Origin of the sequence: Pontibacter sp. SGAir0037 (assembly GCF_005491705.1) — a bacterium.
GTDB lineage: Bacteria > Bacteroidota > Bacteroidia > Cytophagales > Hymenobacteraceae > Pontibacter.
Window position 1 is genome coordinate 3,403,385 of the sequence record NZ_CP028092.1, and the last position, 25,753, is coordinate 3,429,137.

23 protein-coding genes are annotated in these 25,753 nt (G+C 45.2%); 11 read left to right on the forward strand and 12 right to left on the reverse strand.

Going from position 1 to position 25,753, the window contains the following annotated elements; all coding sequences use genetic code 11:
• Positions 1-13: 13 nt before the first annotated feature.
• Genes C1N53_RS13800 through C1N53_RS13805 form a run of 3 tightly spaced genes read right to left on the reverse strand, consistent with a single transcriptional unit; the run spans position 14 to position 4,438 of the window.
• Positions 14-1,726 (reverse strand): sodium:solute symporter, encoded by a 1,713-nt coding sequence (locus tag C1N53_RS13800; protein WP_137759863.1) that lies wholly within the window; start codon positions 1,724-1,726, stop codon positions 14-16.
• The gene (locus tag C1N53_RS22575) at positions 1,723-1,869 is read right to left on the reverse strand and encodes a hypothetical protein (protein WP_168194036.1); all 147 of its coding nucleotides are present in this window, start codon (positions 1,867-1,869) and stop codon (positions 1,723-1,725) included. Before C1N53_RS22575 ends, C1N53_RS13800 begins: the two co-directional genes overlap by 4 nt.
• A 19-nt stretch (positions 1,870-1,888) precedes the next feature.
• A complete protein-coding gene (locus tag C1N53_RS13805; RefSeq protein WP_137759864.1) occupies positions 1,889-4,438 on the reverse strand; it encodes a PIG-L family deacetylase in 2,550 nt (849 codons plus the stop codon).
• Between the two features lie 606 nt (positions 4,439-5,044).
• Between C1N53_RS13805 and C1N53_RS13810 the strand changes: the two genes are divergently transcribed.
• From C1N53_RS13810 to C1N53_RS13825, 4 genes are all read left to right on the forward strand, one after another.
• Positions 5,045-5,743 (forward strand): hypothetical protein, encoded by a 699-nt coding sequence (locus tag C1N53_RS13810; protein WP_137759865.1) that lies wholly within the window; start codon positions 5,045-5,047, stop codon positions 5,741-5,743.
• 222 nt (positions 5,744-5,965) lie between these two features.
• Complete coding sequence (locus C1N53_RS13815; protein ID WP_137759866.1) at positions 5,966-6,625, forward strand: DUF2461 domain-containing protein; 660 nt, start codon at positions 5,966-5,968, stop codon at positions 6,623-6,625.
• Positions 6,626-6,638: 13 nt separating this feature from the next.
• A complete protein-coding gene (locus tag C1N53_RS13820) occupies positions 6,639-7,016 on the forward strand; it encodes a DUF3221 domain-containing protein (RefSeq protein WP_137759867.1) in 378 nt (125 codons plus the stop codon).
• A gap of 4 nt (positions 7,017-7,020) precedes the next feature.
• Positions 7,021-7,362: a Rieske 2Fe-2S domain-containing protein gene (locus C1N53_RS13825; protein WP_137759868.1), complete on the forward strand. Its 342-nt coding sequence runs from the start codon at positions 7,021-7,023 to the stop codon at positions 7,360-7,362.
• Between the two features lie 27 nt (positions 7,363-7,389).
• Here C1N53_RS13825 and C1N53_RS13830 read toward each other — a convergent pair whose 3' ends face one another.
• On the reverse strand, positions 7,390-7,605 hold the full coding sequence (locus C1N53_RS13830; protein WP_137759869.1) for a hypothetical protein: 216 nt from the start codon (positions 7,603-7,605) through the stop codon (positions 7,390-7,392).
• 347 nt (positions 7,606-7,952) lie between these two features.
• On the opposite strand from C1N53_RS13830, the gene C1N53_RS13835 reads away from it, so the two are divergent.
• On the forward strand, positions 7,953-9,443 hold the full coding sequence (locus C1N53_RS13835) for an APC family permease (RefSeq protein ID WP_137759870.1): 1,491 nt from the start codon (positions 7,953-7,955) through the stop codon (positions 9,441-9,443).
• Positions 9,444-9,482: 39 nt separating this feature from the next.
• On the opposite strand, the gene C1N53_RS13840 is transcribed toward C1N53_RS13835, so the two are convergent.
• The 3 genes from C1N53_RS13840 to C1N53_RS13850 form a co-directional block, all read right to left on the reverse strand.
• Complete coding sequence (locus tag C1N53_RS13840) at positions 9,483-10,922, reverse strand: GH1 family beta-glucosidase (protein WP_240773225.1); 1,440 nt, start codon at positions 10,920-10,922, stop codon at positions 9,483-9,485.
• Between the two features lie 71 nt (positions 10,923-10,993).
• Entirely contained in the window at positions 10,994-11,980 is a 987-nt protein-coding gene (locus C1N53_RS13845; protein ID WP_137759871.1) for a glycosyltransferase family protein, read from the reverse strand.
• Entirely contained in the window at positions 11,977-12,816 is an 840-nt protein-coding gene (locus tag C1N53_RS13850; protein WP_137759872.1) for a UDP-2,3-diacylglucosamine diphosphatase, read from the reverse strand. Before C1N53_RS13850 ends, C1N53_RS13845 begins: the two co-directional genes overlap by 4 nt.
• Before the next feature lie 389 nt (positions 12,817-13,205).
• Here C1N53_RS13850 and C1N53_RS13855 point away from each other — a divergent pair, with 389 nt between their 5' ends.
• From C1N53_RS13855 to C1N53_RS13865, 3 genes are read left to right on the forward strand one after another with little or no spacing between them, the layout of a single operon-like run.
• Positions 13,206-13,892 (forward strand): alpha/beta hydrolase, encoded by a 687-nt coding sequence (locus C1N53_RS13855; protein ID WP_137759873.1) that lies wholly within the window; start codon positions 13,206-13,208, stop codon positions 13,890-13,892.
• Complete coding sequence (locus tag C1N53_RS13860; protein ID WP_137759874.1) at positions 13,889-14,146, forward strand: hypothetical protein; 258 nt, start codon at positions 13,889-13,891, stop codon at positions 14,144-14,146. Before C1N53_RS13855 ends, C1N53_RS13860 begins: the two co-directional genes overlap by 4 nt.
• A gap of 2 nt (positions 14,147-14,148) precedes the next feature.
• The gene (locus tag C1N53_RS13865) at positions 14,149-15,282 is read left to right on the forward strand and encodes an FAD-binding oxidoreductase (protein WP_137759875.1); all 1,134 of its coding nucleotides are present in this window, start codon (positions 14,149-14,151) and stop codon (positions 15,280-15,282) included.
• Positions 15,283-15,353: 71 nt separating this feature from the next.
• On the opposite strand, the gene C1N53_RS13870 is transcribed toward C1N53_RS13865, so the two are convergent.
• The 3 genes from C1N53_RS13870 to C1N53_RS13880 form a co-directional block, all read right to left on the reverse strand.
• On the reverse strand, positions 15,354-15,569 hold the full coding sequence (locus C1N53_RS13870; RefSeq protein WP_137759876.1) for a hypothetical protein: 216 nt from the start codon (positions 15,567-15,569) through the stop codon (positions 15,354-15,356).
• Positions 15,570-15,819: 250 nt separating this feature from the next.
• Complete coding sequence (locus C1N53_RS13875; protein ID WP_137759877.1) at positions 15,820-17,484, reverse strand: Zn-dependent hydrolase; 1,665 nt, start codon at positions 17,482-17,484, stop codon at positions 15,820-15,822.
• A gap of 336 nt (positions 17,485-17,820) precedes the next feature.
• A complete protein-coding gene (locus C1N53_RS13880) occupies positions 17,821-20,409 on the reverse strand; it encodes a lamin tail domain-containing protein (protein ID WP_137759878.1) in 2,589 nt (862 codons plus the stop codon).
• Positions 20,410-20,726: 317 nt separating this feature from the next.
• On the opposite strand from C1N53_RS13880, the gene C1N53_RS13885 reads away from it, so the two are divergent.
• The 3 genes from C1N53_RS13885 (at position 20,727) to C1N53_RS13895 (ending at position 23,204) form a co-directional block, all read left to right on the forward strand.
• Positions 20,727-21,716 (forward strand): aspartate-semialdehyde dehydrogenase, encoded by a 990-nt coding sequence (locus tag C1N53_RS13885; protein ID WP_137759879.1) that lies wholly within the window; start codon positions 20,727-20,729, stop codon positions 21,714-21,716.
• Positions 21,717-22,419: 703 nt separating this feature from the next.
• Positions 22,420-22,998: a DUF2975 domain-containing protein gene (locus C1N53_RS13890; RefSeq protein ID WP_137759880.1), complete on the forward strand. Its 579-nt coding sequence runs from the start codon at positions 22,420-22,422 to the stop codon at positions 22,996-22,998.
• A gap of 2 nt (positions 22,999-23,000) precedes the next feature.
• A complete protein-coding gene (locus tag C1N53_RS13895) occupies positions 23,001-23,204 on the forward strand; it encodes a helix-turn-helix transcriptional regulator (protein WP_137759881.1) in 204 nt (67 codons plus the stop codon).
• Positions 23,205-23,218: 14 nt separating this feature from the next.
• On the opposite strand, the gene C1N53_RS13900 is transcribed toward C1N53_RS13895, so the two are convergent.
• Positions 23,219-24,361 carry an FAD-dependent monooxygenase gene (locus C1N53_RS13900; protein WP_137759882.1) on the reverse strand — a complete coding sequence of 381 codons (1,143 nt, stop codon included), beginning with the start codon at positions 24,359-24,361 and terminating at the stop codon, positions 23,219-23,221.
• Between the two features lie 253 nt (positions 24,362-24,614).
• Positions 24,615-25,667, reverse strand: a complete 1,053-nt coding sequence (locus C1N53_RS13905; protein WP_137759883.1) for a lysylphosphatidylglycerol synthase transmembrane domain-containing protein — start codon at positions 25,665-25,667, stop codon at positions 24,615-24,617.
• Positions 25,668-25,753: the final 86 nt, after the last annotated feature.

Here is a 25,753-nt window from a genome sequence, read left to right on the forward strand (position 1 = left end):
TCGTGCAGCACGACTAAGCCTCTGAAGAAGTCTTCTCTTCCTCACTATCTCCCATAATTATCTGTATAATAAACCCGAAGGCGAATACAGAAATACAACCAATCAGATTGAACCACAAAAAGGCAATATCAGTGAAAAAATGACAGTACAGCACAATTACCTCAGCCAGAATAGCTGCTATAAATACAGCGTTGCCTTTTATAAATTTAAAATAGAAAGCAACCAGAAATATACCGAGAATGGTTCCGTAAAAAATGGACCCTATAATATTAACTGCCTGAATCAGATTATCTAACAAAGAGGCATAAGTAGCAAAAAAGATAGCCAGCACACCCCAGGCCGTTGTAAACAGCTTCGAAGCATTCAGGTAATGTTTGCTGTCACCGTCTTTCCTGAAAGAGCGCTTGTAAATATCCACAACGGTAGTAGAAGCCAAGGCATTTAGCTCTGAAGCTGTAGACGACATAGCAGCTGAAAAGATAACAGCCAATAACAAGCCTACCAGACCTGTTGGCAGGTACTTCATAACAAAAGAGATAAAAATATAATCGGTGTCTTTTGTTTCGGCATTGGCCGAAGCTTTCTGCACCAGCTCTTTCACATCATTTCGTACCGCCCTGGATTCCGCCTCTAATACGCTCACCTGCTCTTCGGCATTGGCTGCCGCTATGTCGTTATCAGCTTTCAGAGCCGTTACCAGGCTTCTAACCGCTGCCTGCTTCTGATTAAATATTATTGTGTGCTTTGCCTCCAGCTCCTGCATTTCTGAGGCATAGTCAGAATTGTATACCCGGCTTCTGGCAGCATCGTTGAAGAAAACAGGCGGCTGGTTAAACTGGTAGAATACAAATACCATCACTCCCACAAACAGGATAAGAAACTGCATCGGTATTTTAAGCAGCCCGTTAAAAAGCAACCCAAGACGGCTTTCTGTTATAGATTTACCACTTAAATAACGCGCCACCTGGCTCTGGTCGGTACCAAAGTAAGACAGCATCAGGAACAGGCCTCCTGTTATACCAGACCAGAAGTTATAGCGATCGTTCCAGTCAAAGGAGAAGTCTACGAGGTTCATTTTGCCCATTTTGCCTGCCACCGCAACCGCATCGCCAAACGAAACGTCCTCCGGCAGAAAGCTAACTACCATATATCCTGCTACCAGCATGCCACCTATCATAACAGCCATCTGCTGCTTCTGCGTAACGCTTACAGCTTTGGTTCCACCAGACATGGTATACAGAATCACCAGCACACCTATAATCAGGTTAGTTAAAGTCAGGTTCCAGCCAAGTATAGTGGAAAGAATAATGGCAGGGGCATAAATGGTTATGCCAGCTGCAAAGCCACGCTGCACCAGGAAGAGCAATGCAGCCAGTGTCCTGGTTTTCAAATCGAATCGGCTTTCCAGGTATTCGTATGCTGTATAAACCTTTAGCTTATAAAAGATCGGGATAACTGTTATGGAGATAATCACCATTGCTATCGGCAAGCCAAAGTAGAACTGCACAAAGCGCATCCCATCTTCATAGGCTTGCCCAGGGGTAGACAGAAAAGTGATTGCACTGGCCTGTGTCGCCATTACGGACAAACCGATGGTCCACCATTTCATGGAATTATCGCCTTTCAGATAGCCTTCGATATCTTTGCTACCCCGTGTACGCCAGACGCCATAAATTACAATAAATCCAAGTGTGCCTAGAAGCACGATCCAGTCAAGAGGCCTCATTCGTACAATCTGGTAATGATATAAAACAGAACAATAAGCACTGCCAGGTTTGCTAGCACCAGCAGGTATATGTTTCTCCAGCTACCCAGCAAAGGCGGCTTATCTGTCTCCTCATCGTACTTATCAGGTGTATGGTTGATCATGGTTAGTAAAGGGTGGATGTTATTGCTGCACAGAACCTGTGCCCTGTTCAGTTTTACTGCTAGTATTGCTTTGTTTGCCTAATGAGATCAGGTTGGTAAAAATACGATAGGCTCCTGGCACTCCAGCCGGCAACTGCCTGAACCAGGAGTAACCAGTATACACATAGTGGCCTTTGCCATACCTGGCTACCAACAAACCTCCATTCCTGGCAGGCTCGTCGGGATCGTTACTGGATAGGATAGCATCAAATTCGCTTCCCCACTGATTTGGGAAGTATAGCCCGCGCTCCTGCACCCAATTTTCAAAATCGGCTTTCGAAATTTTATTTGGCCAGTTTAAGACCTGGTGCTCTGGCTTCAGCAACCGCACTTCGGCGTCTTCCACCGTAACTCTATCCCTGGACAAGGACAACGAGTAGGGAGACAGATTATTGGTCGTTAGCCCAGCGTTTGTGTTATACTGCACAATCATGGTGCCGCCCTGCTGCACATACTCCATCAGTTTTGGCTGGTAAAAGCGCATGCGCTCAACTGTATTATAAGCCCTAACGCCCAGAATAACGGCATCGAAACGGCTTAAATTCTGCAGCGTAATATCCTCCTCCTTCAGTTGTGTTACCTGATAACCGATTTGCTGCAGGCTGGCTGGTATTTCGTCGCCGGCTCCCATAATATAGGCTATATGCTCTCCCTGTTTTTTCAGGTCCAGCCGCACCATTTTAGCAGTAGCCTCCGGAAAGGTAGTTTGCGTGGGAATGTGCGGGTAATCTATGATATTCAAGCCCCGGGTATACGCGTTTCCATCTACAGTAGCAACCACTTTCAGCAAGGTTTCCTGCTGGCCTTTAGGCGGATACACCATAAACTGCACCTGCTGTTCTGCCCCCTTCTGGCCCAGGTTAAATGCTACCTGCGCAGGTTCTACTTTCCAGTCTTTAGGTAGCTGCAACGCAACACTCCCTTTTATATTTGCTTTACCCGATTTAACCAGCACCTGTACCGCCTTTGGTTCATTGGAAGCAAACATGTATACTTTCTCCGGAATGTTTACATACACCGGAGGCGTAACAGCCAGTGGCCTGTATTGTTCGCCATGCACAGGATCAGTGCGCTTATAAACTACAGGCACTGTATAACTGAAAGGCAGCCCTCCTATAGTCAGATGAAACACAACAGAGGCAGCAGGTTCATTTTCGGGTAAACCAACCATTTGCTGTCCTTCTATAGCAAACATACCTATTGTTCCCTCGGTGCTCAGCCAGTAAGGCTGTGAAATCGGGGTTTTGGCAGCGGACAATGGCAGCTTCACCGGGATACGTACTACTTCATTCGGCTGAAGCTTCAGGTTAATGGTACTGTCTTTTGAGGCTCCTGTGCGAATGCTCTGCAACTGCACAGCCACCTCGGATCGGTTTACCGCCTCTAACTGTACCTGCAGTACCTCTCCAGGGGTTACGGCATATTCTGTAGCAACTCCTTCCAGGTAAAGGCCTAAGGCAGATTTAACTACCTCATCCAGCTCCGCCAGTTTCGTACTTTTCCAGTAGCTATCGGGTAATTTCTCCATTTCTCGCTTTGCCTGCAGCAAAACAGGCACTACAGCCGAAGGATTTTCAGGTTTGAAGTTGGCAATAGCTTGCTGCACCAGCTTCGCCACCTTATCGCCACCTTTTACCCTGGCCCAGCTGGATGTTATACCTTCAAAAAGCGTTGCCTGGGCTTTTTCGCCTTTTGTATGCTGCAGGTACTCTATGGCTACTCCCCGCGAGCTGCTGGAGCCGAAACCCTGGCTCTTGTGCATACTGCGGCTTTCTGCAGCAATCTCTGTATAAGATTTGCCCAGCAGCGGGTTATACTTCCCAACATCGACCTGCAGCAGTTGTTTACCCTGCTCTTCAAACTCCTGCTGGCTTCTGAAAGACCAAATACCTGTATTCCAAAGCAGTCGCTTGGGCTGCCATACTTCTACGTATTTCAGTTGCTCCGGAAAACGCTTTGGATCTGCAGCAGCCTCAAAAGCCTCGCCGGCCAGTATTGCCGAACTGGTGTGGTGCCCGTGTGTATCCGAAGGAAGCGGAGAAAAACGGGTAATCATAACATCAGGCCTGAACTTACGGATTACCCATACCATATCGGCTAACACCTGTTCTTTGTCCCAGATCGTAAAGGTCTCCTCAGGATTTTTAGAAAAGCCAAAATCATTAGCTCTGGTAAAGAACTGCCTGCCACCGTCTGTTCGCCGCGCCTGCAGGAGTTCCTGTGTTCTGATAATACCTAACCCATCCCGTATCTCCGGCCCGATCAGGTTCTGCCCGCCGTCGCCTCTTGTTAAAGATAAGTAGCCCGAGTTATAAAGTTCATGATTCGCCAGATAAGCGATCAGGCGGGTGTTTTCATCATCGGGATGAGCGGCTACATATAACACACTCCCCAGAACATTCAGTTTCTTTATATCCTGAAGCACCTGCGATGCCGTAGGTTTACGAGGAGCCTGTGCCAGTGCAGTAAAAGGCAGCAAACCAAGCAGTGATAACGAACAGAGGAGGTGTAAACGAATAAACTTCTTCATAGTGGCTTCTTATACAATTCAAGCAGGCTGTAATTCCCAATTTACACAAGCAATAATCATTCCTTCTATATAGAAACCACAGCATACTTTTTCATGCAATGGTAAAACTAACCATTTTATAGCAGCTTATGGCACACCTGCTTAATTTCAAGGATATAAAGAGTGATTTTTGTGATAGAAAACTGATTTTAACGTTTCAGGCCTGTAGAATTTTATAGTAGCTAAACAGCAATAGTCTAAAGTTAAATAATATTGCTTTTTTAATATTTCATTAAAAGCTAAACCATTTTACAAAAATATGAATTTGAAAAAATTACACAAAAACCCAAACACTACAACTCCTTTTCATTCATTTTATCTAAAATATTCCCCTTTTAGCATTGCTCTAAATTGAAATTCATGCAATTAACTTCACAACACCAGCTTCTTTCTCCAATTACCAGTTCCTCATTTTTGTATTATTTTAGATTTACACCTAATTTTAGCGCGCAAACGGAACTGACATTTTTTATTTTTTTGTTCGAAAGACATAAATCCTAACTGCCCGTTTCAGATAATCAGGTTTGTGTGTTAAGAGGGTATTCAAATTCAATTTCTATCAGGCAAATGGCTATAACAGAAAAAGCTCAGATGGAAGATCTTGCCTACAACTATCTCCAATCATATTATTCTACCAGATTTAATTCTCCCACCTATACTTTTAAAGACGAGAAAACCAAGAAAGGACAGTTTATAGATGGTTTACTTGCTCTGAAAGAGAAAGATGGCGCTGTTTTTACAGCATCTTTTCAGGCCAGTGGCACAGAAAATGTCGCCCGTATACTTAAAAAGTATAAGAAGCAGGGAGTGAGTAAATGGCGATTCTTAAGTGCTACACTTTCAGCAACGCTGGTAGCTGCGTTGGTTTTTAAGGTAATGGCGGCTGGCCTTGTTTATGTTATTCCAGCTACATTTATAGTTTTAGTTGCAAGCTTTACCGGCCATACTATACTGGAGAAACGCTTTTTAAAAGCGCAAGTACTAAAATCTGTTGAAACCTTGAAAGAAATGCCTGCCAATAACCTCTGGTTAGGCATTACCATCAGCAGCCTTGTTTTCCGCAACAATGCCCTGGCTACAACTTTAGTGGAAGCATGCAAAGCAAGCGGCATTGGTCTTATAACTGTTGGCAAGCGCTCGAAGGTTGTGCTACACACCAAACCAGATTCTTCTAAAAAATATTACAGGGATTACCTGGTGCACTATGCATCTGAAGCCACTATCAGAAAAGTCCTTGACTCTGACACAGCCATGAAAGTGGCCTAAAATACGGCTATATAACAACAAAGCCTCTTGTTGCCATACATTTAGCTGCAACAAGAGGCTTTGTTATGTAGTACAACAGGGTAATGTTTCACCTTAAATGCAAGAACACATGACTCTGATGATTATAATAGTGCTGGTGATAGTAATTGTTATTGGTATTATCTGGTTTAAAGCTAAAACTCCTAAATAAAAACCCTCTGTTCAAAAGTACGGCAACAAGAAATGAATACGTCTTATATCCTCGGTTTTCTGAGACAACTCCAGGCTAATAATTCTAAGCTGTGGATGGACCAGCACAGGGAGCAGTACCAGGAGGCCAGGCAGTGCTTCACAGAACTTGTTGCTTATGCGATAGATGAGCTGCAGCAACTGGATGCCACGCTCTATGGTGTAAAGCCCCAGGAATGCTTGTTCAGGATAAATAAAAACGATTTTTCTAAAAAGGGAGAAGCACCTTACAAAGGACGAATGGGAGCAGGCATCTCAGAAGGTGGCCGGCATTCGCCTTACGCAAACTATATACTAGTACTGGAGCCCGGGGGCAGGTCGCGCATTGGAGGAGGCATGGCCAACCCAACGCCTGCTCAGCTTGCCCTGGTCAGAGAAGAGATCGATTATAACCCCGGCGAACTGGAGGCAATCTTACTGGCTCCTGACTTTAAAGCACAATTCGGGACACTGCAGGGAGACAAGATGCAAGGTACTCCTAAAGGCTATAGCAAATCACATACAGCTCTCGGCTTACTGCAGCACAAACAGTACCTGGCCCTACATTATTTTACAGATGAAGAAATCTGTAACCTCTCTTTCTTAAAACAGTTAAAGCCGCTGTATACAACTGTAAAACCTTTACACGATTTTCTGAATAGAACTGTGGAATAATGGCAAGCACCCTATGAAATGGCTATCATCACTCTTATTAATTTGTATTGTATTGTTTTCGGCCTGTAGCGGCGAGAATACCAACAACAGAATACCCGACACGCAACCTGATATTCAGGGCCCGATTTCGAAGTTAAAAAGAACGGCAGCTAAAAACGGCAAGTCGGTGGCTACAATATTGGTTGAAACCGTAGGCGGCATCGAAAGCAATTACCCGAAGGCCACTATAACGGTGGATGAAAAGACTATAATTCAGGATCAGGAAGGCACGATACTTAAACCGACACATTTGCGGGAAGGATTAACGGCAGAGGTTTGGTTTGATGAACCTGTTCTGGAATCGTTACCTGTTCAGGCACATGCAGCCGCTGTCCGGATAACTGTAGAATAAAGCTATGGCAGAAACTACCAAAGCGTATACCTGGCACAAGATCTTTAACTCCGAGGCAGAGGCTAAAGAGCAGGTGCCACCGCGCAAGCTCAGGCAATTTACGCTCGATGGCCGCACCATCTGCTTTGCCCATACCTTTGCCGGCTTCTTTGGCATCGAAGATGCCTGCCCGCATATGGGCCACTCCCTTAGCAAAGGCAATACTAATTACCTCAACGAAGTGATATGCCCCTGGCATAGCTATCGCTATGATCTTACCAACGGCAAAGAATGCGACTATCGCTCACGTAATGCCAGAGTATACCCTGTAGAAGTGCGCGAAGACGGTGTGTTTATCGGTATTTGAAAATACCAGCTGCTGCTGGCTGGCACCTTATTTAAGGTTACCAGCTACAGCACCAGTAGTAACATGAGAAGCAGAGGCGGATACTACCACAGTATCCAGCATTACTGTCATAACAGGTACTTCTACATCAATTGCAACAGCTTCGTCTGCTGCAGCAGGTTGAACATGTGATGTGCGAACGGTTTCGTTGCATACAAGACCAAAACCAAATAAATAAGCGGCGAATACGAATAACATTTTCATAGTTTTATTTTTTAGAGCGGTTAATATTTAATTGATGCTCCAAAGATACGCTACAGTACTTTGCATTGCAAGGTACTGTATAAACAAATAGACAAACCTGCTCTTCTTACCCATTAACTCCTTTAAAAATCAGATAAAACCTTGGCTATAAAAGCGCCAGCCTTGCCATATCTTCTTGTATATGTGCCGCTACGCTTAAAACACATTTTGCAACAATTCCTGAAGCTGTTTTGCAGAGTTCTCCTGGCAATTACTTTGCCTCCTGAAAATACTTCTGATAAATTACCGGCCCGGCTCAGCAATACACAGGTCAAAAAGAAGTACTTTTGTGTCATTTTACTTTAGATATGGAAGATCTGCAAGAGCGAATAGCAAAGACTTCGGAGAAGTCGAAAGAAGGTTTTAAGCGTGAAATAACGCTTTTTGATGCCATCATGATTGTAACGGGTGGTATGATTGGTTCGGGTATATTTATTGTAACTGCCGATATATCGCGCACCGTTGTAACGCCTGGCAACATGCTGCTGGTGTGGGTGCTGTCGGGTTTCCTGACAATGGTAGGCGCTATCAGTTATGGCGAGCTTTCTTCTATGTTTCCCAATGTGGGCGGCCAGTATGTATACCTGAAAGAGGCATTTAATAAAATGGTGGCCTTCCTGTATGGCTGGACTCTTTTCCTGGTAATCCAAACAGGTATTATAGCAGCGGTAGCTGTGGCCTTTGCACGCTTTACCGGTGTTATCATTCCCTGGTTCAGCGAGAGCAATGCCTTGTTCTCTTTTGCAGGTCGTAACTTTACCACCGTACAACTGCTGGCAATCACCAGTATTATCTATCTTACTTATATTAACTCCAGGGGCGTGAAAAGCGGAAAGCTGATTCAGAACATCTTCGGCAGCACCAAGCTTATCGCTCTGTTTGGCCTGATTCTTTTTGGATTCCTCTTCGGGATAAACGAGACTGCTGTTCAGGCAAACTTCTCCGACTTTTGGGGTGAGGCAGCCACGGCAGCGGGTACACCAGACGAAATTCCGCCGACAGGCTGGGCATTTATATCGGCTATAGGTATTGCAATGGTAGGAGCGCTTTTCTCTTCCGACTCCTGGAACAACATTGGGTTTTCCGGCGATGAAATCGTAAATCCGAAACGTACCATTGTAATGAGTATGGTGATAGGCTCTGGTATAGTAACCGTTATTTACCTGCTCATTAACCTGGTATACCTGTTGGTGCTGCCTATAAATGGAGATCCTGCGGCAGCTGATGCCATTGGGCAGGGTATAAAGCACGCCACCAACGATCGTGTGGCTACCGCAGTAGCTGATGTCATAGGCGGATACCCTGCTACGATTGCCATTGCTATCCTGATCATGATCTCTACGTTCGGATGTAATAATGGGGCTATTTTATCGGGAGCCCGCGTGTATTATGCCATAGCAAAAGATGGATTGTTCTTCCAGCGTATGGGGCACCTGAATAAGAACGGAGTACCTGCTGCAGCTCTTTGGCTACAGTGCATCTGGGCCTGTGCTCTCTGCCTTTCCGGTTCGTATGGCCAGTTGCTCGATTATGTGATTTTTGCGGTTATGCTGTTCTACATTCTTACCATAGCAGGTGTATTTGTGTTAAGAGTAAAACGCCCGGACCTGCCACGCCCTTACAAGGCCTTCGGTTATCCTATCCTGCCGGCGCTTTACATCCTTTTAGCATCCGCCATTTGTATTACCTTGCTTATCTACAAACCTTATTTCACCTGGCCCGGACTAATTATAGTTGGCCTGGGTATTCCTGTGTATTATTTCTTCGGAAGCAAGTTTAAAAGCGAGGCAGCATCTTAAGCTAACAGAAAGGGCCGCTGTAGAAGCAGCCCTTTCTGTTTAAAACTTCTGTTTCCCCTCCAGGAAATCCCGGTACCAATGTCCTGAATCTTTAATCGTACGTTGCTGGGTTTCATAATCGATATACACCAGGCCAAAGCGGGGATGATAGCCTTCTGCCCATTCAAAATTATCTACAAAGGACCACACGAAATACCCCTGCACCTTTACCCCCTCCTGCTTTGCGCGCAGTACCTGATGCAGGTAACGTTGCAGAAAATCTACCCTGTTGGTATCATGCACTTCCCCATCCAGCAACTGATCGGCAAAAGCCGCACCGTTTTCAGTTACAATCAGTTTCTTAATGCCTTTGTACTGGTTATACTTGTGCAGAATGTGGTAAATGCCTTGCGGATACACCTCCCAGTTCATCTGCGTTTGCGGCACGCCCCGCTTTTTAGGCGGCACCAGGTTTGCCTGCACAAAAGGCGTCCAGAAAGAGTGCTTCACTACTTCCCGGGTATAGTTCTGAATCCCGATAAAGTCGAAGTCGAACTTAACTTTGTCTTCATCTCCCGCCAGTATGTATTTCTCGATGCGGCGCATAAACTTCAAGTCCTGCAGTGGGTAGCCCAGGCCAAGTGATGGTTCAATAAAAAGCCGGTTCAGCAACGCATCTACACGTATAGCAGCCTTGATATCTTTCTCCTGGGGCCTGTATGGTTCCACGTGTGAACAGGAGAAAGTCGTGCCGATTTCTGCACCAGGAAGCAGGTCCCTCAACACACGCCCGCCTTCTGCCTGGCAAAGCGTGGCATGATGCACCGCCGGAACAAAACCCTTAAAGCCTATGCGCCCTGGTGCATGCACGCCTAAAAAGTATCCGGCTCCGGTAAACACCATTGGTTCGTTCAGCACCATCCAATGTTTTACCCTATCTCCGTAATGTTTGGCACAAAGCGCCGCATACTCCTGAAACCAGCCTACTATATCTCTGTTTGCCCAGCCACCTTTTTTCTCCAGTTCATACGGAAGATCCCAATGGTACAGCGTTACCCAAGGTGTAATCCCCAACTCAAGGCAATGATCTATCAACCTGTTATAGTAGTCGATGCCTGCTTGGTTGGCGCGCCCATGCCCGTCAGGCAGCAGGCGTGGCCAGGACAGTGAAAAACGAAAATTCGGAATGGAGAGCGACTGCATCAGCTCCAGATCGTCGGGATAGCGGTTAAAGAAGTCGCAGGCGAAGTTGCCGTTATGGTTTAGCTTTACTTTGCCCTTTTTACCAGAAAAAACGTCCCAGATAGAGGCGCCTTTGCCTTCTATATCGTGTGCTCCTTCAATCTGATAAGCTGCTGTAGAAACGCCCCAGGCAAAATCGGCGCCGAAAGCTGCTCTTTTTACAGCAGCACTGTGCTCTATGGCTCCAGGAGGATGTTGATTAGAAGTGAATATAGTTTGATCTGCTGTTTGTTTATCGCTTTTAGCGTTCATTTCCATGCTGTGTTTCTCCCAACTGCTTAACGCGATTTTATTGCCCGGGATGAGTCTTCTGTATCTGATTTTCTACCTCAGGTATTTTCCTGCACAATTCTGCTTACAATAGCTGCTGTTTCGTCGGGATAATCTACGGCTACAGGCTTGCCATGCAGCAGCCACTCCTGTATGGCAGGCAGGTGTTTTTTCTTAAGGCTTTTAATAGTAGGCACGCCCATGTGCTTCAGCACTGCCGCATTGCAAACCTGCTCAAACTGGTTTTTCATAGGTACTACCAGCAGCTTCTTTTGCAGGTACAACACTTCTGATGGCGTTCCGAACCCGGCAGCACAGAGCACACCTGCCGAAGAAGCCATACTTTTCAGGAACGCCTCGTTCTGTATCGGCTGCACCGACACGTTTTCGTACTGAAAGGCTTGCTTATTATGTTTTGAATATACCTGCCACTCTACATGTTTAAAATGCATGAGCCTGTTTACGATTTTATGATCGTCGTGGGCAGGCAGGTAAACTGTATAATGTCCTTTATTGCTTATCTCCAGTTCCCGCACCTGCCTGCGTATGATCGGTGTAAAGATGGTGTCGTCGAAGCGGGCAAAATGGAAGCCATATTGTACAGTAGTAGGAGAATAATTCTTTAAGACAAACTTGCCTATAAAATCAGCTTCTTCGGGTTTGGGCACTTTAGGATTAAGCACCGACACCTGGTTGCTTAGCCCGACACAATGTTTCTTTGCCATGGCACAGGCCCAGGAGGAAATAGGCTCAAAATCTGTAATTACCAGGTCGTAATCCTTAACGGGCAGTTGCCGCACTTCTTTGTAAAAGCTTCTGGAGTTAACCTGGGCCAGAGTACGCAGGTAATCTATACCGCCGCTTTTTCCGAAGATAAAGCTTAGCCCTTTAAGCCGGTATTTCACCGGATAAGGCAAATTCAGATCAACCTGGCACCCACTCACCAGAATATCCAGCTCTCCATGATGCTGTAAAGCCGGAATTACATCCATTGCCCTGGTCAGGTGACCGTTGCCTGTCCCCTGAATAGCATACAATATTCTCAAGCAGTTTTCAGGTTAAATTCCACCATCAGGCTCTGGAACAGCTGCACGTTTGTTGGTACCAGCTCTTCGTCTTCCTCCTCCACCAGGGCCACATCATCCTGGAACTTGTAAAGGCTCCACTCTCCTTTATCATACTCCAGGGCAGTCAGGTTCTCGATCCAGTCGCCTGAGTTAAGGTAGGTAACAGTGCCTTCCTCTTTGGAAATTTCCTTCATTTCGGGGTGATGGATATGACCGCATACCACATAGTTGTAGCCATTGGAGATGGCAATATCAGAGGCGGTCTCCTCGAAATTGTTAATAAACTTGACAGCACTCTTTACCCGGTTTTTTATGTTGCGGGAGAGGTGTACCTTTTTTCTGTCGAACTTCCGGCAGAAAAAGTTTACCATGCTATTAATCAGAATTAAGAGATCGTAGCCATGTGCTCCCAGTTTTGCCAGCCATTTGGAGTGCTGCATAGTTACATCGAACACATCTCCATGAAACACCCAGGCTTTTTTGCCATCCAGCTCCAGCACCAGCTTGTTCACAATCTGAAAGGAACCCATTTTAAAGCCAACGAATTTACGCAGCATTTCATCGTGGTTTCCCGTCACGTAATACACCTTGGTACCTTTCGCGATGAGGCCTAACAGGTACTTCACCACTTTCATGTGGGAGGCGGGCCAATAGCTTTTACTAAACTGCCATATATCAATAATATCCCCGTTCAGGATGAGGATCTTCGGCTTGATGCTTTTGAGGTAGGTCAGCAGTTCTTTTGCCTGGCAGCCATAGGTACCAAGGTGTACATCTGAAATAACGGCTACTTCTACTTTTCTTTTTTTTGCCATTCGAAAGGCGAGGATAAGAGATTTAAGTTCGGTTGAATTTAAAAGGAGAGTAGAATGAGTGTAGCCTGTACAGGAAAATGCTCAGCAGCTTTCCCGCTGCCAACTGCATTAAGTTTTTTGCCTGTTTCATAGTATTGTTGTTTTTGTTGAAAACTGCCTTTGGCTAAAGCATTTTTTCTTCATACCAAAGCTACTAAACCAGTATTAACTACAGGTTATGAGATGGTTATGATTACGTTAAGGATTTTAAAGACCTTGCTTCTGCGAGTGTCAGAATATTGCACAGCAAAAAGACAGGTGGTGGTAGGGGAATGTGCGAAGCTAAACGGAAGGTCCAAAACAATCCTTATCTTCACCCGTAAATTTCAACACATCAACAACACCCTATTTTGGCTACAGAAGCAAAAAGCAGGCGCAGCACCATTTACTTCGTCAGCGGGTTAGGGGCCGACTGGCGGGCTTTCCAATTCCTACGTTTGCCGCCCGATCAGCCGTATCAACACGTTCCCTGGATTGCTCCTGACAGTATAAACGAACCGCTTCAGGAGTATGCGAGAAGGCTGGCCGTTCAGATAACGGACCCTAACCCGATTTTGATCGGGCTTTCTTTTGGTGGTGTAACAGCCATCGAACTGGCCAAGATACTCCACCCCAAAAAGGTAATCCTGATTTCCAGTTTGTCTACTTCCCGTGCTTTACCCTGGTACTACCGCCTGATGGGACTACTCCGGATGCACCGGTACACGCCTATGAGCCTGCTGCGCAGTCTGCACCCTATAGCACCACTGCTGTTTGGTGCCAGATCTGACTATGAGAAAAAGCTGCTCAAAGAATATATCCTCACTACCAACGAAACATACCTGAGGTGGGCGCTGGGACAACTGCTGAACTGGAAGCAAGCAACTGTATGGCCCGGCCTGGTACATATTCATGGCACAGCTGATCGTATTCTTCCTTTGCGCGACAGGCCCGATATCATCAAGATAAAAGGTGGGGAACATTTGATGATCACACACCGCTTCGATGAAATAAATGTTATCTTGAACCGCATTTTAGAAGAAATACAACAGGTATGACAGATAAGAACAGATATATTGTTACCGTACAGGATGGTCAGCAGGTAGACCTTACGCAGGCAAAAGTGGTAAAAAGCAATAATTTATACCCTTTCGGACAACACAATTATGCCATTTATGAAACACCAGAAGGTTATTTTATAAAGGGATTGAATACAGGAGCGCGTGAAATTATGCTTACTTGCTACGAACTGATAAATGAAGAAGAGGCATACACGTATAAGCATCCTTACATCAGAGAAGACGAATTTTAAGCATGCAGTTCAGCTTTTGGGAGCGCGACACGTACTTCGGCAACCTTGATGTGCTCGTGATTGGCAGCGGTATAGTTGGCCTGAATGCGGCACTGCACCTGAAAAACACACAGCCACAGCTGAAGGTGATGGTTGTAGAACGGGGCTTGCTACCAACAGGTGGAAGCTCGAAGAATGCAGGCTTTGCCTGCTTCGGCAGCCCCTCCGAACTGCTCGAAGATCTTAGCCGCCATTCCGAAGATGAGGTATTCAGCCTGGTGGAGCGTCGCTGGAAAGGGTTGCAACGCCTGCGCCACAACCTGGGCGATTCCGCTATCGACTATCATCGCTGGGGCGGCTATGAACTTTTCGATGAGGAAGCGCTTTACGAAACCTGTGCTGATCGGTTAAGCTATTTTAACCGCCACCTGCAAAGGATAGTTGGCGAACCCGATATTTACCGACATGCCGACCATAAGATCGATGCTTTTGGATTTAACAAGGTACTGCACCTGATCGAAAGCACAGCAGAAGGACAGATAGATACGGGCAAAATGATTCTGGCCCTTACCCAAAAAGTACAGTCGATGGGAGTGCTGGTACTGAATGCACTGGAAGTAAAGCAGCTATACGATGAAGGTACAGGCATAGCAGCCACTACCGATAAAGGTATTACAATAAAAGCCCGGGCTGCTTTAGTGGCCACCAATGGCTTTGCGCAACAACTTCTGCCCAACCTTTCTGTTGTTCCTGCCAGAGCACAGGTACTGATTACCAAACCCATACCAGATCTAAAAGTTAAAGGCACCTTCCACTACGACAGAGGCTATTATTATTTCCGCAACATTGGCAATAGAGTTTTATTTGGAGGAGGCCGCCATCTTGATTTTAACGCAGAAGAAACGTCCGAACTTGGTTTAACAGACCTGGTGCAACAGAAACTGGAAAAGCTGCTTCAGGAGGTAATTTTGCCGGACACACCTTTTGAAGTGGAACATCGCTGGAGTGGCATTATGGGTATGGGCAACGAGAAAACAACTCTTGTTCAGCCTGTTTCAGAAAAAATTAGTTGCGCTATTCGTTTAAGTGGCATGGGTGTCGCCATTGGCTCTCTGGTTGGCGAAGAAGGAGCCGAACTGGTTATGCAGCAACTGTAATCAGTTATTTTTTGTACATAAAAAAGGGAAACTGTGGTGTCAGTTTCCCTTCTACATATAATTCATCATACTCAGGCGGTTATCCATTTAGTAGTATTTTGGTATAACATAGCAGCCGGCACCTTTCTTATGGATTCCTTTTCTGCTTTATAAAATAACTGATACTCTTCTTCCCCTAATTCCTCTCTTAAAGCAATGTGAAACTGGGCTAGTTCCGGATACAATTGGTTTCTTTCCTGTCGCTCTTGCGGATTGCTGCTGTTAAAATCATAAAAGCTCTTTTTCATAGCTGTCTTATAAGTTAATAAATTGATTTATAATATGTTCGAAAGTTAACATACTCTTAATAAACTTTAATTGTTATAGTAAATTCTAACATATAATGCATAACAACGGCTGTAGAAGCACGCTTACTAAAAAAGAAACCGACTACACCAAGAAGATATAGTCGGCACCTAAAATAAATTGTATTTCTACTGCCATTCAGATTTACTTTGGCAGCTTTATTGAGCGTACTTCAGCAAAAAAGATCAGAGCCTACTTCAGGCCCAGCACTTCTACTCCCTGCTCAAACACTACGTCTACAGGAATATTGGCACTGCTCAGTTTGTCGAGGCTCTTCTGCAAAGATGCATCTATCTGCCCCTGCTCATTCAGAAGTTTACCTACACCGGCATAATCGCCATTGCCTTGCAGTGTCAGGATAAGCTCTGAAAGCTTATTCATAGACTCACGCATTTTTATATAGTTTACACGGTACTTGCCGCTTTGTGCCTCGCGCTCAAAAGCGCCGTTTTCTTTAAAGAAATTGAAGCGTACCATATTGGCTTTACCATGCGCACTGGCTGCACCAAAACGAACAGAGCGGAAAATGCCTGCCAGAAAAGTAGTGTAATAATCTTCCAGGCTACCTTCTACCTCTCCTTTCTCATGCAGCTGAGTTATCATATATAGTCCCAGGATATCGGCTTTGCCTTCTTCCAGGGCACCTGCATGTTCTTGTAGGGCATCGCGCACCGTTCCTTTTCCATTTATCGTGTTCTTAATTCCAAGCCCATGTGCTACTTCATGAAACATGGTATTAGCAAAAAAAGCATCAAAGGTAACATGCTGCTTCTGGTCATCTACAATCAGTTCGTTGGCAATAGGCACCATAATTTTGTCGAACTTCGCCTGCATAGCGTTCTTTAGCTGTAACCGGCGCGTTCCTTTCTGTAACTGCACCTCTTCGTCGTTTGGCAGGTTTATCGCTATAGTTTTGCTTCCGGCATTGCAATCGCCTGCATAATATACCACATCGTAGGCATTCAGATCTGCATCGGAACCCGGCATTTCCTTTTTGTAGCTGGCACCAACCGGCAGGCCACGCTGTAGCTCAGGCAGGAAAGCTGCGTATTTCTCCAGCCGCTTACTCCACTCCATGTCTTTAATAAGTATGTAAGCCTCGTGTGCTGATTTGTAACCATACAACTGATCCTCATAATTTTCGATTGGCCCGATCACCACGTCTATTTTATTTGTTTTCATATCCATCCAGGCCATATCACTGGGCTGGTAATTATCGGTGAGCAAGGCCTGGGCACGCATGTTCAGGTATTTCTTCAGGCCTGCATCATCGGTTAAACTGGCTGCTTGGCGCATTAAGTCAGCGGCACGTTCTACCTGTTGCTTAAACTGTACGTGATACGGCACTGTCACCAGCTTTCCGTTATCATCGCGACGCAAGAAAGTATACTGGCTGTTTTTATCTGGCAGATTCGCTTTCTCAAATTCTTCTTTTGTCATGTCGTGCGGGTAGAAATTAGACCCCGCAGGTTTAGGCCCGACACCAGGTATAAAGGGTTTATTATCGTCTAACCTGTCCCAGGGGCCATAGTTGATCTGCACATACTGTTTGGCAGCATCTGAAGTGAGGGCTGCTAAAAGCGAATCCTGTTTTCCATAGGCCTCATACCAGAAAAGCTGATCCATAATTTGTGCGGCCTCGATCAGTAGCGGGACCATCTGGCGCTCGTTGCTACTTAAGCTGTTTATATCTGCTGTCAGGCGAACGCTGGTATAGGTATTCAGCTTTTGCTGTAGTGCCGTGTCTGCCTCAGATTGTTCAGAAGCGGTAGCACTGGCATCTTCAGGCTTATTGCTGGTACAGCCAAGGGTTATTGCTGCCAGGGCCGAAGCAACCATAAAATGACGTGGTTTCATATAGTCGTTTTGTTTCGTTTAGCTGATGGAAATTAGGAAATTTTGAGCGGGAGACAAAAGCTTTCTTTAAAGCGACAGATGTAGAGTTTTAATACGACACAGGGACCATTAGCAAGACACAAACTTTTTATTAGGAGCTATATCTTAGATGCTAGACTTTTTTGTCCTGTTGTAAATCTTTATCGGCAATGCAATTGCCTGCTACATATATAATTCTCCTATAGCATCTGTTTATTTAAAAGGCCAGAAATCATTATACTAACTTTTAATAATCAACGCAAAATGACTTTCCAAAATAAAATCGTGCTACTTGATACGTGCTACGTATGTCGCATTTTACAGCCTGCCCCCTATTACTACCTTTTCTTTGTGCATGCTTTTTTGCCCGTTCAGATCAAAGAGTTCGATGTACAGAACATAATAACCCATAGCTGCTTTGCTGCCATCATCCCGAACACCGTCCCAGCGGAAGAACCCGTTTGTAGCTAGCAGCTCATTCCGTGCCAGCTTTCTGATTTCTCTGCCCTGCGCATCAAAAACAGTAATGTTGGCAACAAAACCATGGGCGGTTGTACTATAGTTGATGGTGGTAAAATCATCATAGCCATCATCATCGGGAGAAAAGACCTTTGGATCTACCTGAAACATTTGCTGCGCCTGCACCTCTGCCTGCGACTGCGAGTTGCGGTAACCAGGCGTAGCATATCCTACTGTACTGGCTGCCGAATGAAAGTTACTGCCTATAGTTGGCCCCTCCAGCCTGATCCGCTCCAGAGAAACACCGTTCAGGTCGTCGATCAGGTTAAAGTGCATGCGTTCGCTATAGGTGAAGCGGTCGGCTACGCGTGTATCGGGTTGCAATACCACCACTGTCCCTGCTGCATCAGGATAAGACGGCAGACTGCTCATGCGCAGAAACGTCTCCTCGCGGGCAGCAGGATAATTCATTTTAATATTTTCCGGATTAGAGCTTAGCACCACATACTGCCCTGGCCTGAGCACATAATTGGAGCCAGTTATTACTCTTAAATTGGTGATGCTGTCGCTGCTGGTATTGGCCAATTGCCAGTTTTGCAGGTTGATGAACTTATCGCTGCGATTTACCAGCTCTACAAAATCAGAGCCTCCTGATCGGGGGTTAAAAAGCACCTCATTAATAACTACATCGCCCGGCTCGGGTGCTGAGGGTAAGGCAAAGGTAACCTGCAAAGGTTGGCTGCTTGTGTTTCCAGAGCAGTCCCTGATCCTGCTGGCCAACAAGGTGTATAGCGTTCGCTCCTGCAGCGGAGAGTCCAGGATTAGTTCTGCCTGTGTAAACAGCGGACCCTGTACCAACACACTTGTGATAGGTACACTCGGATTTAAACTATAGTTAGCCACAACGGCAGCCTGGGTGCTGTCTAGCTTTTCGTTGAAACGAAGTAACAAGCGTGTGGGCGAAACTGCAAAAGCATCTTCCAGTACAGGTGCTGTATTATCGGGGTTAGAAGCTGCTACGGAATTAGCCTGCGCAGGCGTTCCTCCACGAGGATCAGTGGAGGAAGTCCAGTTTTCTGCTCCGCCACAAGGATTAGCAACGTCAATCATTTCGAGACTCCAGCCACCATTGCGCTTGCTGTTATCGCGATACCAGGTATCGCTATATTGCACGGCATAAATCAGCCTGCCGTTTGGCTGGCGCAACTGCAGCAGTTCACCGCTGTTATTCAGGCTCGGAAAATTACTGATGCCGATGGCTCTGCCGAACTGCGTAAAGCTGGCAACAGAATTATTCGGAACGATAACCGCATACTCTCCGGGCAATAACTGCGCATTGGGCAAAGTAGCAGTAGAAGTAGCATCTGCATAGCGGATTCCCTGCAACGTAAGCACTTTGTCTGTGGTAGCATTGTAAAGCTCAATATACTCTTGGGCAGGCAAACCGACAGCCGGCGACTCCCGCGCCATGATTTCGGTAATGATCAGTTCGTTGTAACCTGGTAGTACGGCTGGTGGCACATACATAAAGCTTCTTTCAATCGGGCTGGTGATGGCGTTCCCATACAAATCTGCCAGATTTCCTATCACTAATGTATTGGTTCCGACACTGTAATTCTGAGCAAATACTAATCGCACGGTTCCCGCCTCTGTTAACTCCGCTACCACTGGCCTGGTGTTACCGTTCAAGGTATAATTTGCAACCTGCTGCGCCTGTTCTGGATGCAGCGGCTCATTAAAGCGCAGGACCAACTCCTGCGGGTTAGTTGTTTGCAGTTCTTCCAGCAGTGGCGGCTGTGTATCGGTTATGCTGAAGTCATCAAAATAAAAACGCTCTCTGTTAGCTGAAGTATAACGCGCCACTACGCCAAAATAAGCAGAGCGCCTGATGGCAGCATCTGTTACCGTACCCTGACTCACAAAGTTCTGGCCAGTGCCAGTTACATCAATCCACAGCTGCCACACATGCTCTAAGCTGCGTGTTACCCGCACTCTCACCACATTATTACTGGTACCAACCGTTCTGTCTGCTCCATCTATAATCTTTACGGCTGCTCTCCCTGCCTCTTTTCTGTACAGGCTCACCTCATCCTGCGTATTGCCGATGCGCACAAAGTATCCGCTGGTAGCTGCGTTATTCATATCTTCGGAGCCAGCCATCAGGTATATATCGGCATAATTAGTGGCAGACGTAGCAAAGCGCAGGTTTGCCCAAAACTCCCAGGTGGTGCCTACTACTGCCTGCGAAGCCGTAGCCAGCTGTAAAACAGTGCCTGTTACTGCCGGGCCAGCACTCTGTAATTGTCCTTCGGCATTAATTCTGAAGCTGTTGGTATTGCCTGTCCAGGGCGGGTTCTGCGTAAAGTCGCCATCCGAAAAGTTTTCCTGGAGCTGGGCAAATAAAATGAACGGAAATAGCAGGAATAGAGTGAGTAAAGTTTGTTTCATGTATACATTTGTGCCAAAAACTTATTTACTTTGCACCCCCGCGTAAAGTTTGACTCAAACGTGGTAGCACTCACAAACATCTAAGGCATGTAAGGGCAGTGCTAACCAGTAAATAAGTTTTATACGTGATGTTGTAGAACTTTTACGGGAACCAGGAAGATGAGTTAAAGCAGAGGAGATTAGTTAGAAATTTAGAAGATTAAGAAGTTCAGGGAGTGCAGTATATTGGTTCTTGCTAAAACTGAAGAGTAATTTCTTCTAATTTACCAGCACATTAAACATTGAGCACATTAGTAATTTATATAAACCTTTAAACAATGAAAGTAGCAGTTGTAGGCGCCACAGGATTAGTTGGCGGTGAAATTTTGAAAGTGCTGGCGGAGCGTAACTTCCCGGTAACAGAATTATTGTTGGTTGCTTCAGAAAAGTCTGTTGGTAAACAGATGGAGTTTAAGGGTAAACAGATAAAGGTTATCGGAGTAGAAGAGGCGATTGCCGCTGCTCCGCAAATTGCGATCTTCTCTGCCGGTGGCAGCACTTCACTGGCGCTGGCGCCTCGTTTTGCTGAAGCAGGTACTACTGTTGTAGATAACTCTTCTGCCTGGCGCATGGATCCTACCAAAAAACTGGTGGTACCGGAAATCAATGCAAAAGAGCTTACAAAAGAAGATAAAATTATAGCGAACCCGAACTGCTCTACTATTCAGATGGTAGTTGCCCTTAACAACCTGCACCAGGAACTGAAGGCGAAACGCATTGTAGTAAGCACCTATCAGTCGGTAACAGGTACTGGGGTAAAAGCAGTTGATCAGCTAATGAATGAGCGTGCCGGCAAAGAAGGTGATAAAGCTTACCCTTATACCATCGACCTGAACGTGCTGCCACACATCGACGTGTTCCAGGACAACGGTTACACCAAAGAGGAAATGAAGATGATCCTGGAAACCAAAAAGATCATGAGCGACGACTCTATACGTGTAACCGCTACAGCAGTACGTATTCCGGTAATGGGCGGCCATTCGGAATCGGTAAACGTGGAATTTGAGCATGATTTTACGCTGGATGACATCTACCGCATTCTGGGCGAAACAGAAGGCGTAGTTGTGGTTGACGACGTGAAAAACCTGCAATACCCGATGCCAAAAGATGCACACGGCAAAGACGAGGTTTTTGTAGGCCGTATCCGCTTAGATGAAACGCAGCCGCGCACCGTGAACATGTGGATTGTAGCGGATAACCTGCGCAAAGGTGCCGCTACCAACGCCGTTCAGATTGCCGAGTATTTGGTAGAGAAAGAGCTGGTATAGTTGTTAGACGTTAGATATTAGAAGTGAGATTTCTTGTTGTTTAGCAACAGGGGGGTGATAAACAGAAAAGCTGCTTCGGAAACGGAGTGGCTTTTTTATTTTATCCAGCTTCTGTTTTGTTTTAAAATATCACAAGTTGTTAATTTTTAAAAAGAGCTGCTTAAGAAAAGATTTCTCAAGTAAGCAGTAACCAGACATAGTCTTTCTACTTCTTCCTGTATACAACTATTATTAACAGTAGTAACAAAACAGGAGCAGTAAACTATTGCCAGCTTTTCTTTGATAAAAAATATACTTAAGAATTAAGTAATCTTTCCCCTGATAAAATATTACCTCCTGTATTTTATCAACCTCCCGCTTTCATCAAAGACCTAAGCTATACAACTACATTGTTGCGCCTCATAGTAAATCTTACTAAGATATACTTTTGCCACACAGAAATAGCTACAATAAAAATTTATTGATATTCAATAAATTTTTATTGTAATATGAAAATATCTCTTTATACTTGTAGTATACAAATTCATCAAAGCCATGAAAAAAGTTACTCTTTCTGGGTTCACTTTTATTCTTATATACCAGCATTTGCCTTGAACCCGTTTTACTCTCAGCTTCCAAGAAACTAGCTCTCACCACAAAACAATGAACATTTGACTATACTTTCTATATCAATACTGATCTTTCACCTTGCCAATATTATACAATGAAAAAGAATGTAATCCTTAACATAGCCTCTATTATCTGCCTGTTTTTTTGCGCTGTCGCAATTATAAGCTTGTTTGTAACTACATTAGCTTTAATCCATTGGCACTTCAATCCAAATTTCTATGCTGACTTTCTGCTAGTAAATGATGGTCCTCACCCTACTAACTTTCTAGGATATGAAAGGAAGGAAACTTGGACCACTGCAGAAACACTTGAAATAAAGCAATTTGCATTGAATAATATTAGTCATATTCCTTTGTATTTAATCTACCTTCAATCAACGGCCATACATCTTATTGTCTTTTTTATTATGAAGGAATTTTTAACAATTATAAAATCGGTAAGGCTGGTACAGAGCTTCAGGACAAATAATATAACCTCATTTAGGAAAATTGGGAAGTACCTTTTTCTGTACTTTTTACTGACCAGCTACTATATCGTGATAGCTACACAGGGTGAATTTTATGGCTTCTACTTACATTTAACACCGCTGGTATTAATGCTTATTGCCTTTATCATGGCAGAAATATTCAAAGAGGGCAATATCATACTGGAAGAGAATCAACTTACTGTTTAACTATGCCCATTATTATAAATGTCGATGTAATGCTGGCAAAACGTAAAATGTCTGTTACAGAGCTATCTGAACGAGTAGGCCTAACAATGGCCAATATTTCAATCCTGAAGAATGGAAAAGCAAAAGCTATTCGTTTCTCCACACTGGAGGCACTTTGCAAAGTGCTGGAATGCCAACCTGGTGATATATTAGAGTATAGGCCGTAGCTACTGTTTACTCATTAAAAATCCACCCGGTACAACTCCTCCATCTGCTGCTGGTTTAGAGCAGCAGGCATGAGGCGAAACAGGGCGTTTCGGGATTTAACCAATAAAGGATTCTCCCACTGCGATACCGCTCCCAGCATTCTGGATAGGCGAATTACTTTAGAGGCTCTCGTAATTCTTCGCTTTTCATACCTGGCAAGAGCAGCAGTGATGTCTCGCTCCTGCTCCAGGCATTGCCCTAACACCACGGCATCTTCTATGGCCTGACATGCCCCCTGCCCCATATTGGGTGTGGTAGCATGGGCTGCATCACCTAACAGCACTATACGCCCGAAAGCATATTGCTTTAGCGGCTTCAGGTCGGCAATATCGTTCCAGAGTAGCTGTTCAGGTTTTGTAGCATTTAGTATGGCAGGCACTGCTTCTGGTAAATTTTCAAAATGTTCTGCCAGGTCGGTTGGTGTCATTTGCCGCATACGCGCATCCTGGGCTGGCGCATTTATACAAGCATACCAATATATTGAGTTTCCCTGTAAAGGAGCAATACCTACGCGCCCTTGCGGAGCCCAGGTTTCAGCCGAAATCATTGTATTGATTTCTACTCCCGGGTTATCCGTTACGCCACGCCAGCAGGTATAGCCTGCATAGCGTGGTTGACTATCGGGTAAAAGCTGTTTCCTGATTCTGGAGTTAATCCCATCGGCAGCAATAAGTAAATCTGCTGTAGCGTGTGTACCATCTTCAAAAGTTACCTGCACCTGCTGCCCCTGTTGTATGACTTCAGCACAACGCTTGTTCAGCACAAGCGAGCCGGGCAGCAAATGCTGGTGCAATACTTCGTGCAGGTTTGCCCTATGGATAGCAAAGTTATTGATGCCATAGCGCCTGCTGAGCGGTCTGGTATCCATGTTGTTGATCACATGACCTTTTTCATCAAATATCACAAGGGCATTCAACTGCTTTCCTCTTGCCACAACCTGCTCTGCCACACCCAGCCTTTCCAAACCCTGAATGGCGTTGGCTGCCAACCCCACGCCTGCCCCTACTGGTTTCAGTTCAGGAGCTGCTTCGTATACCGTTGCCTCTATCCCCCTTTGCTGAAGTGCAATAGCGGTACATAAACCACCTATCCCACCTCCTACTATTATAGCTTTCATGGTTTATCTATGGCTGCTTTAGGTATAGGCACTCGCACGAACTGCTCACGCTGCGAGGCCATTTCAATGATCGCCTTTGCCTATCTTGGAATGATACATTCTTATCTTTGGAGGTGATGCTAATTCCGCTGTATACCTTCACCTGCATTAAAGGTATACCTGTACGGTCTTATCCGAAATAAATACCCACTATTGAATTAAGCTTTACCTAATCTTAGAGTCAAAGTGCTTCCAGAATTCTAGTTTTTCACTTTTAACTCTCTTTCAATCCGCTTCTTCCAAATACCTTGGCTACCCATTTTGGCAGAAACACAGAGCCCAGCAACAGGTAAGGATAATAAGTAATCAGGCGGTAAAGCACTACCACAATGCTGCTGAAGCGCCCCAGGAAACTAGCGAAAAAGCTTGGGAAAGCCATTTCTACAATACCGGCACCTCCAGGCGTAATGGCTACCAGCATCACAATCCAGAAAATCAGGTTGCGGGAAATAATAAGCATGTGCTCCCCGAAACTAACATCGGCAAAAGCGGCAATCAGGCAGTTTAGCAGGAAATAACGCGCACTCCAAACAAATACAGTAGAAATGATGGCCCGGGCCCAATAGTTAAAGCTATTGCCTTTTAGCTGTTGCGATGCCCACACAATTTCGTTGCCGTGCTGGAAAGCACTTACACGCCATCTGCGTAAAAAGCCCCAGGAAGTAACTTTTAACAACAGCCACTTAAATGCACGGGGCCGTACAAAAAGCGCATAGATCATGATAAAGGTATAGATCGCAATTAAACTATAGCTGATGTAGAAGGCCATCTTCAGGCTGTTTACATAATCTGGATCAAGGTCGAACTGCGGAAAAACCTCCCCTTGTGTGAGCAGCAGTACCAGTGGGGCCGCCACGATAAAAAACATATTATCCAGCACCGCTGTAAACATTACGTATGCCAGCGATTTGCCTAAGGGTATACCTTCTTTGTTCAGGATGATAGTGGCAATAGCTGTACCTCCTACCACAGAAGGTGTAATGGCCGAAGCAAACTCCCAGAGCATAATCACATCCAAGCTGTTTCGCCAGGAAAGAAATTTATCGGTTAAACTCCGGATGCGGTACATATAACCGGCATCGCGGATCACCAGCACCAGCACCGCCGCCAATAGCCACCATATGTTTGCCTCTGTTATGCCTTTCAGGTCGTTTAAGCGGTCGTCTTTAATAAAGAGCCAAACCGTTGCGCCTAACCCTAGCAGAACAGGAATGAGTATCTTAACAGGACTGAAATTTTTGAGAATTGTCTTTTTGTTCTGATCCATGAAGGTGTCGTCGCAACCTGTCTCCTTGTAAGATAATTTGCTAGCTTTTTTCTGTTGTAAAACTATAAACTATTCGGCAAAACGGG

Coding starts and splice junctions, on each gene's coding strand:
- C1N53_RS22575 (WP_168194036.1), bottom strand. CDS start 1,869: ATGATCAACCATACACCTGATAAGTACGATGAGGAGACAGATAAGCCG.
- C1N53_RS13800 (WP_137759863.1), bottom strand. CDS start 1,726: ATGAGGCCTCTTGACTGGATCGTGCTTCTAGGCACACTTGGATTTATT.
- C1N53_RS13805 (WP_137759864.1), bottom strand. CDS start 4,438: ATGAAGAAGTTTATTCGTTTACACCTCCTCTGTTCGTTATCACTGCTT.
- C1N53_RS13900 (WP_137759882.1), bottom strand. CDS start 24,361: ATGAAAGCTATAATAGTAGGAGGTGGGATAGGTGGTTTATGTACCGCT.
- C1N53_RS13865 (WP_137759875.1), top strand. CDS start 14,149: ATGCAGTTCAGCTTTTGGGAGCGCGACACGTACTTCGGCAACCTTGAT.
- C1N53_RS13820 (WP_137759867.1), top strand. CDS start 6,639: ATGAAATGGCTATCATCACTCTTATTAATTTGTATTGTATTGTTTTCG.
- C1N53_RS13850 (WP_137759872.1), bottom strand. CDS start 12,816: ATGGCAAAAAAAAGAAAAGTAGAAGTAGCCGTTATTTCAGATGTACAC.
- C1N53_RS13905 (WP_137759883.1), bottom strand. CDS start 25,667: ATGGATCAGAACAAAAAGACAATTCTCAAAAATTTCAGTCCTGTTAAG.
- C1N53_RS13835 (WP_137759870.1), top strand. CDS start 7,953: ATGGAAGATCTGCAAGAGCGAATAGCAAAGACTTCGGAGAAGTCGAAA.
- C1N53_RS13860 (WP_137759874.1), top strand. CDS start 13,889: ATGACAGATAAGAACAGATATATTGTTACCGTACAGGATGGTCAGCAG.
- C1N53_RS13890 (WP_137759880.1), top strand. CDS start 22,420: ATGAAAAAGAATGTAATCCTTAACATAGCCTCTATTATCTGCCTGTTT.
- C1N53_RS13825 (WP_137759868.1), top strand. CDS start 7,021: ATGGCAGAAACTACCAAAGCGTATACCTGGCACAAGATCTTTAACTCC.
- C1N53_RS13880 (WP_137759878.1), bottom strand. CDS start 20,409: ATGAAACAAACTTTACTCACTCTATTCCTGCTATTTCCGTTCATTTTA.
- C1N53_RS13810 (WP_137759865.1), top strand. CDS start 5,045: ATGGCTATAACAGAAAAAGCTCAGATGGAAGATCTTGCCTACAACTAT.
- C1N53_RS13840 (WP_240773225.1), bottom strand. CDS start 10,922: ATGGAAATGAACGCTAAAAGCGATAAACAAACAGCAGATCAAACTATA.
- C1N53_RS13870 (WP_137759876.1), bottom strand. CDS start 15,569: ATGAAAAAGAGCTTTTATGATTTTAACAGCAGCAATCCGCAAGAGCGA.
- C1N53_RS13815 (WP_137759866.1), top strand. CDS start 5,966: ATGAATACGTCTTATATCCTCGGTTTTCTGAGACAACTCCAGGCTAAT.
- C1N53_RS13895 (WP_137759881.1), top strand. CDS start 23,001: ATGCCCATTATTATAAATGTCGATGTAATGCTGGCAAAACGTAAAATG.
- C1N53_RS13875 (WP_137759877.1), bottom strand. CDS start 17,484: ATGAAACCACGTCATTTTATGGTTGCTTCGGCCCTGGCAGCAATAACC.
- C1N53_RS13885 (WP_137759879.1), top strand. CDS start 20,727: ATGAAAGTAGCAGTTGTAGGCGCCACAGGATTAGTTGGCGGTGAAATT.
- C1N53_RS13830 (WP_137759869.1), bottom strand. CDS start 7,605: ATGAAAATGTTATTCGTATTCGCCGCTTATTTATTTGGTTTTGGTCTT.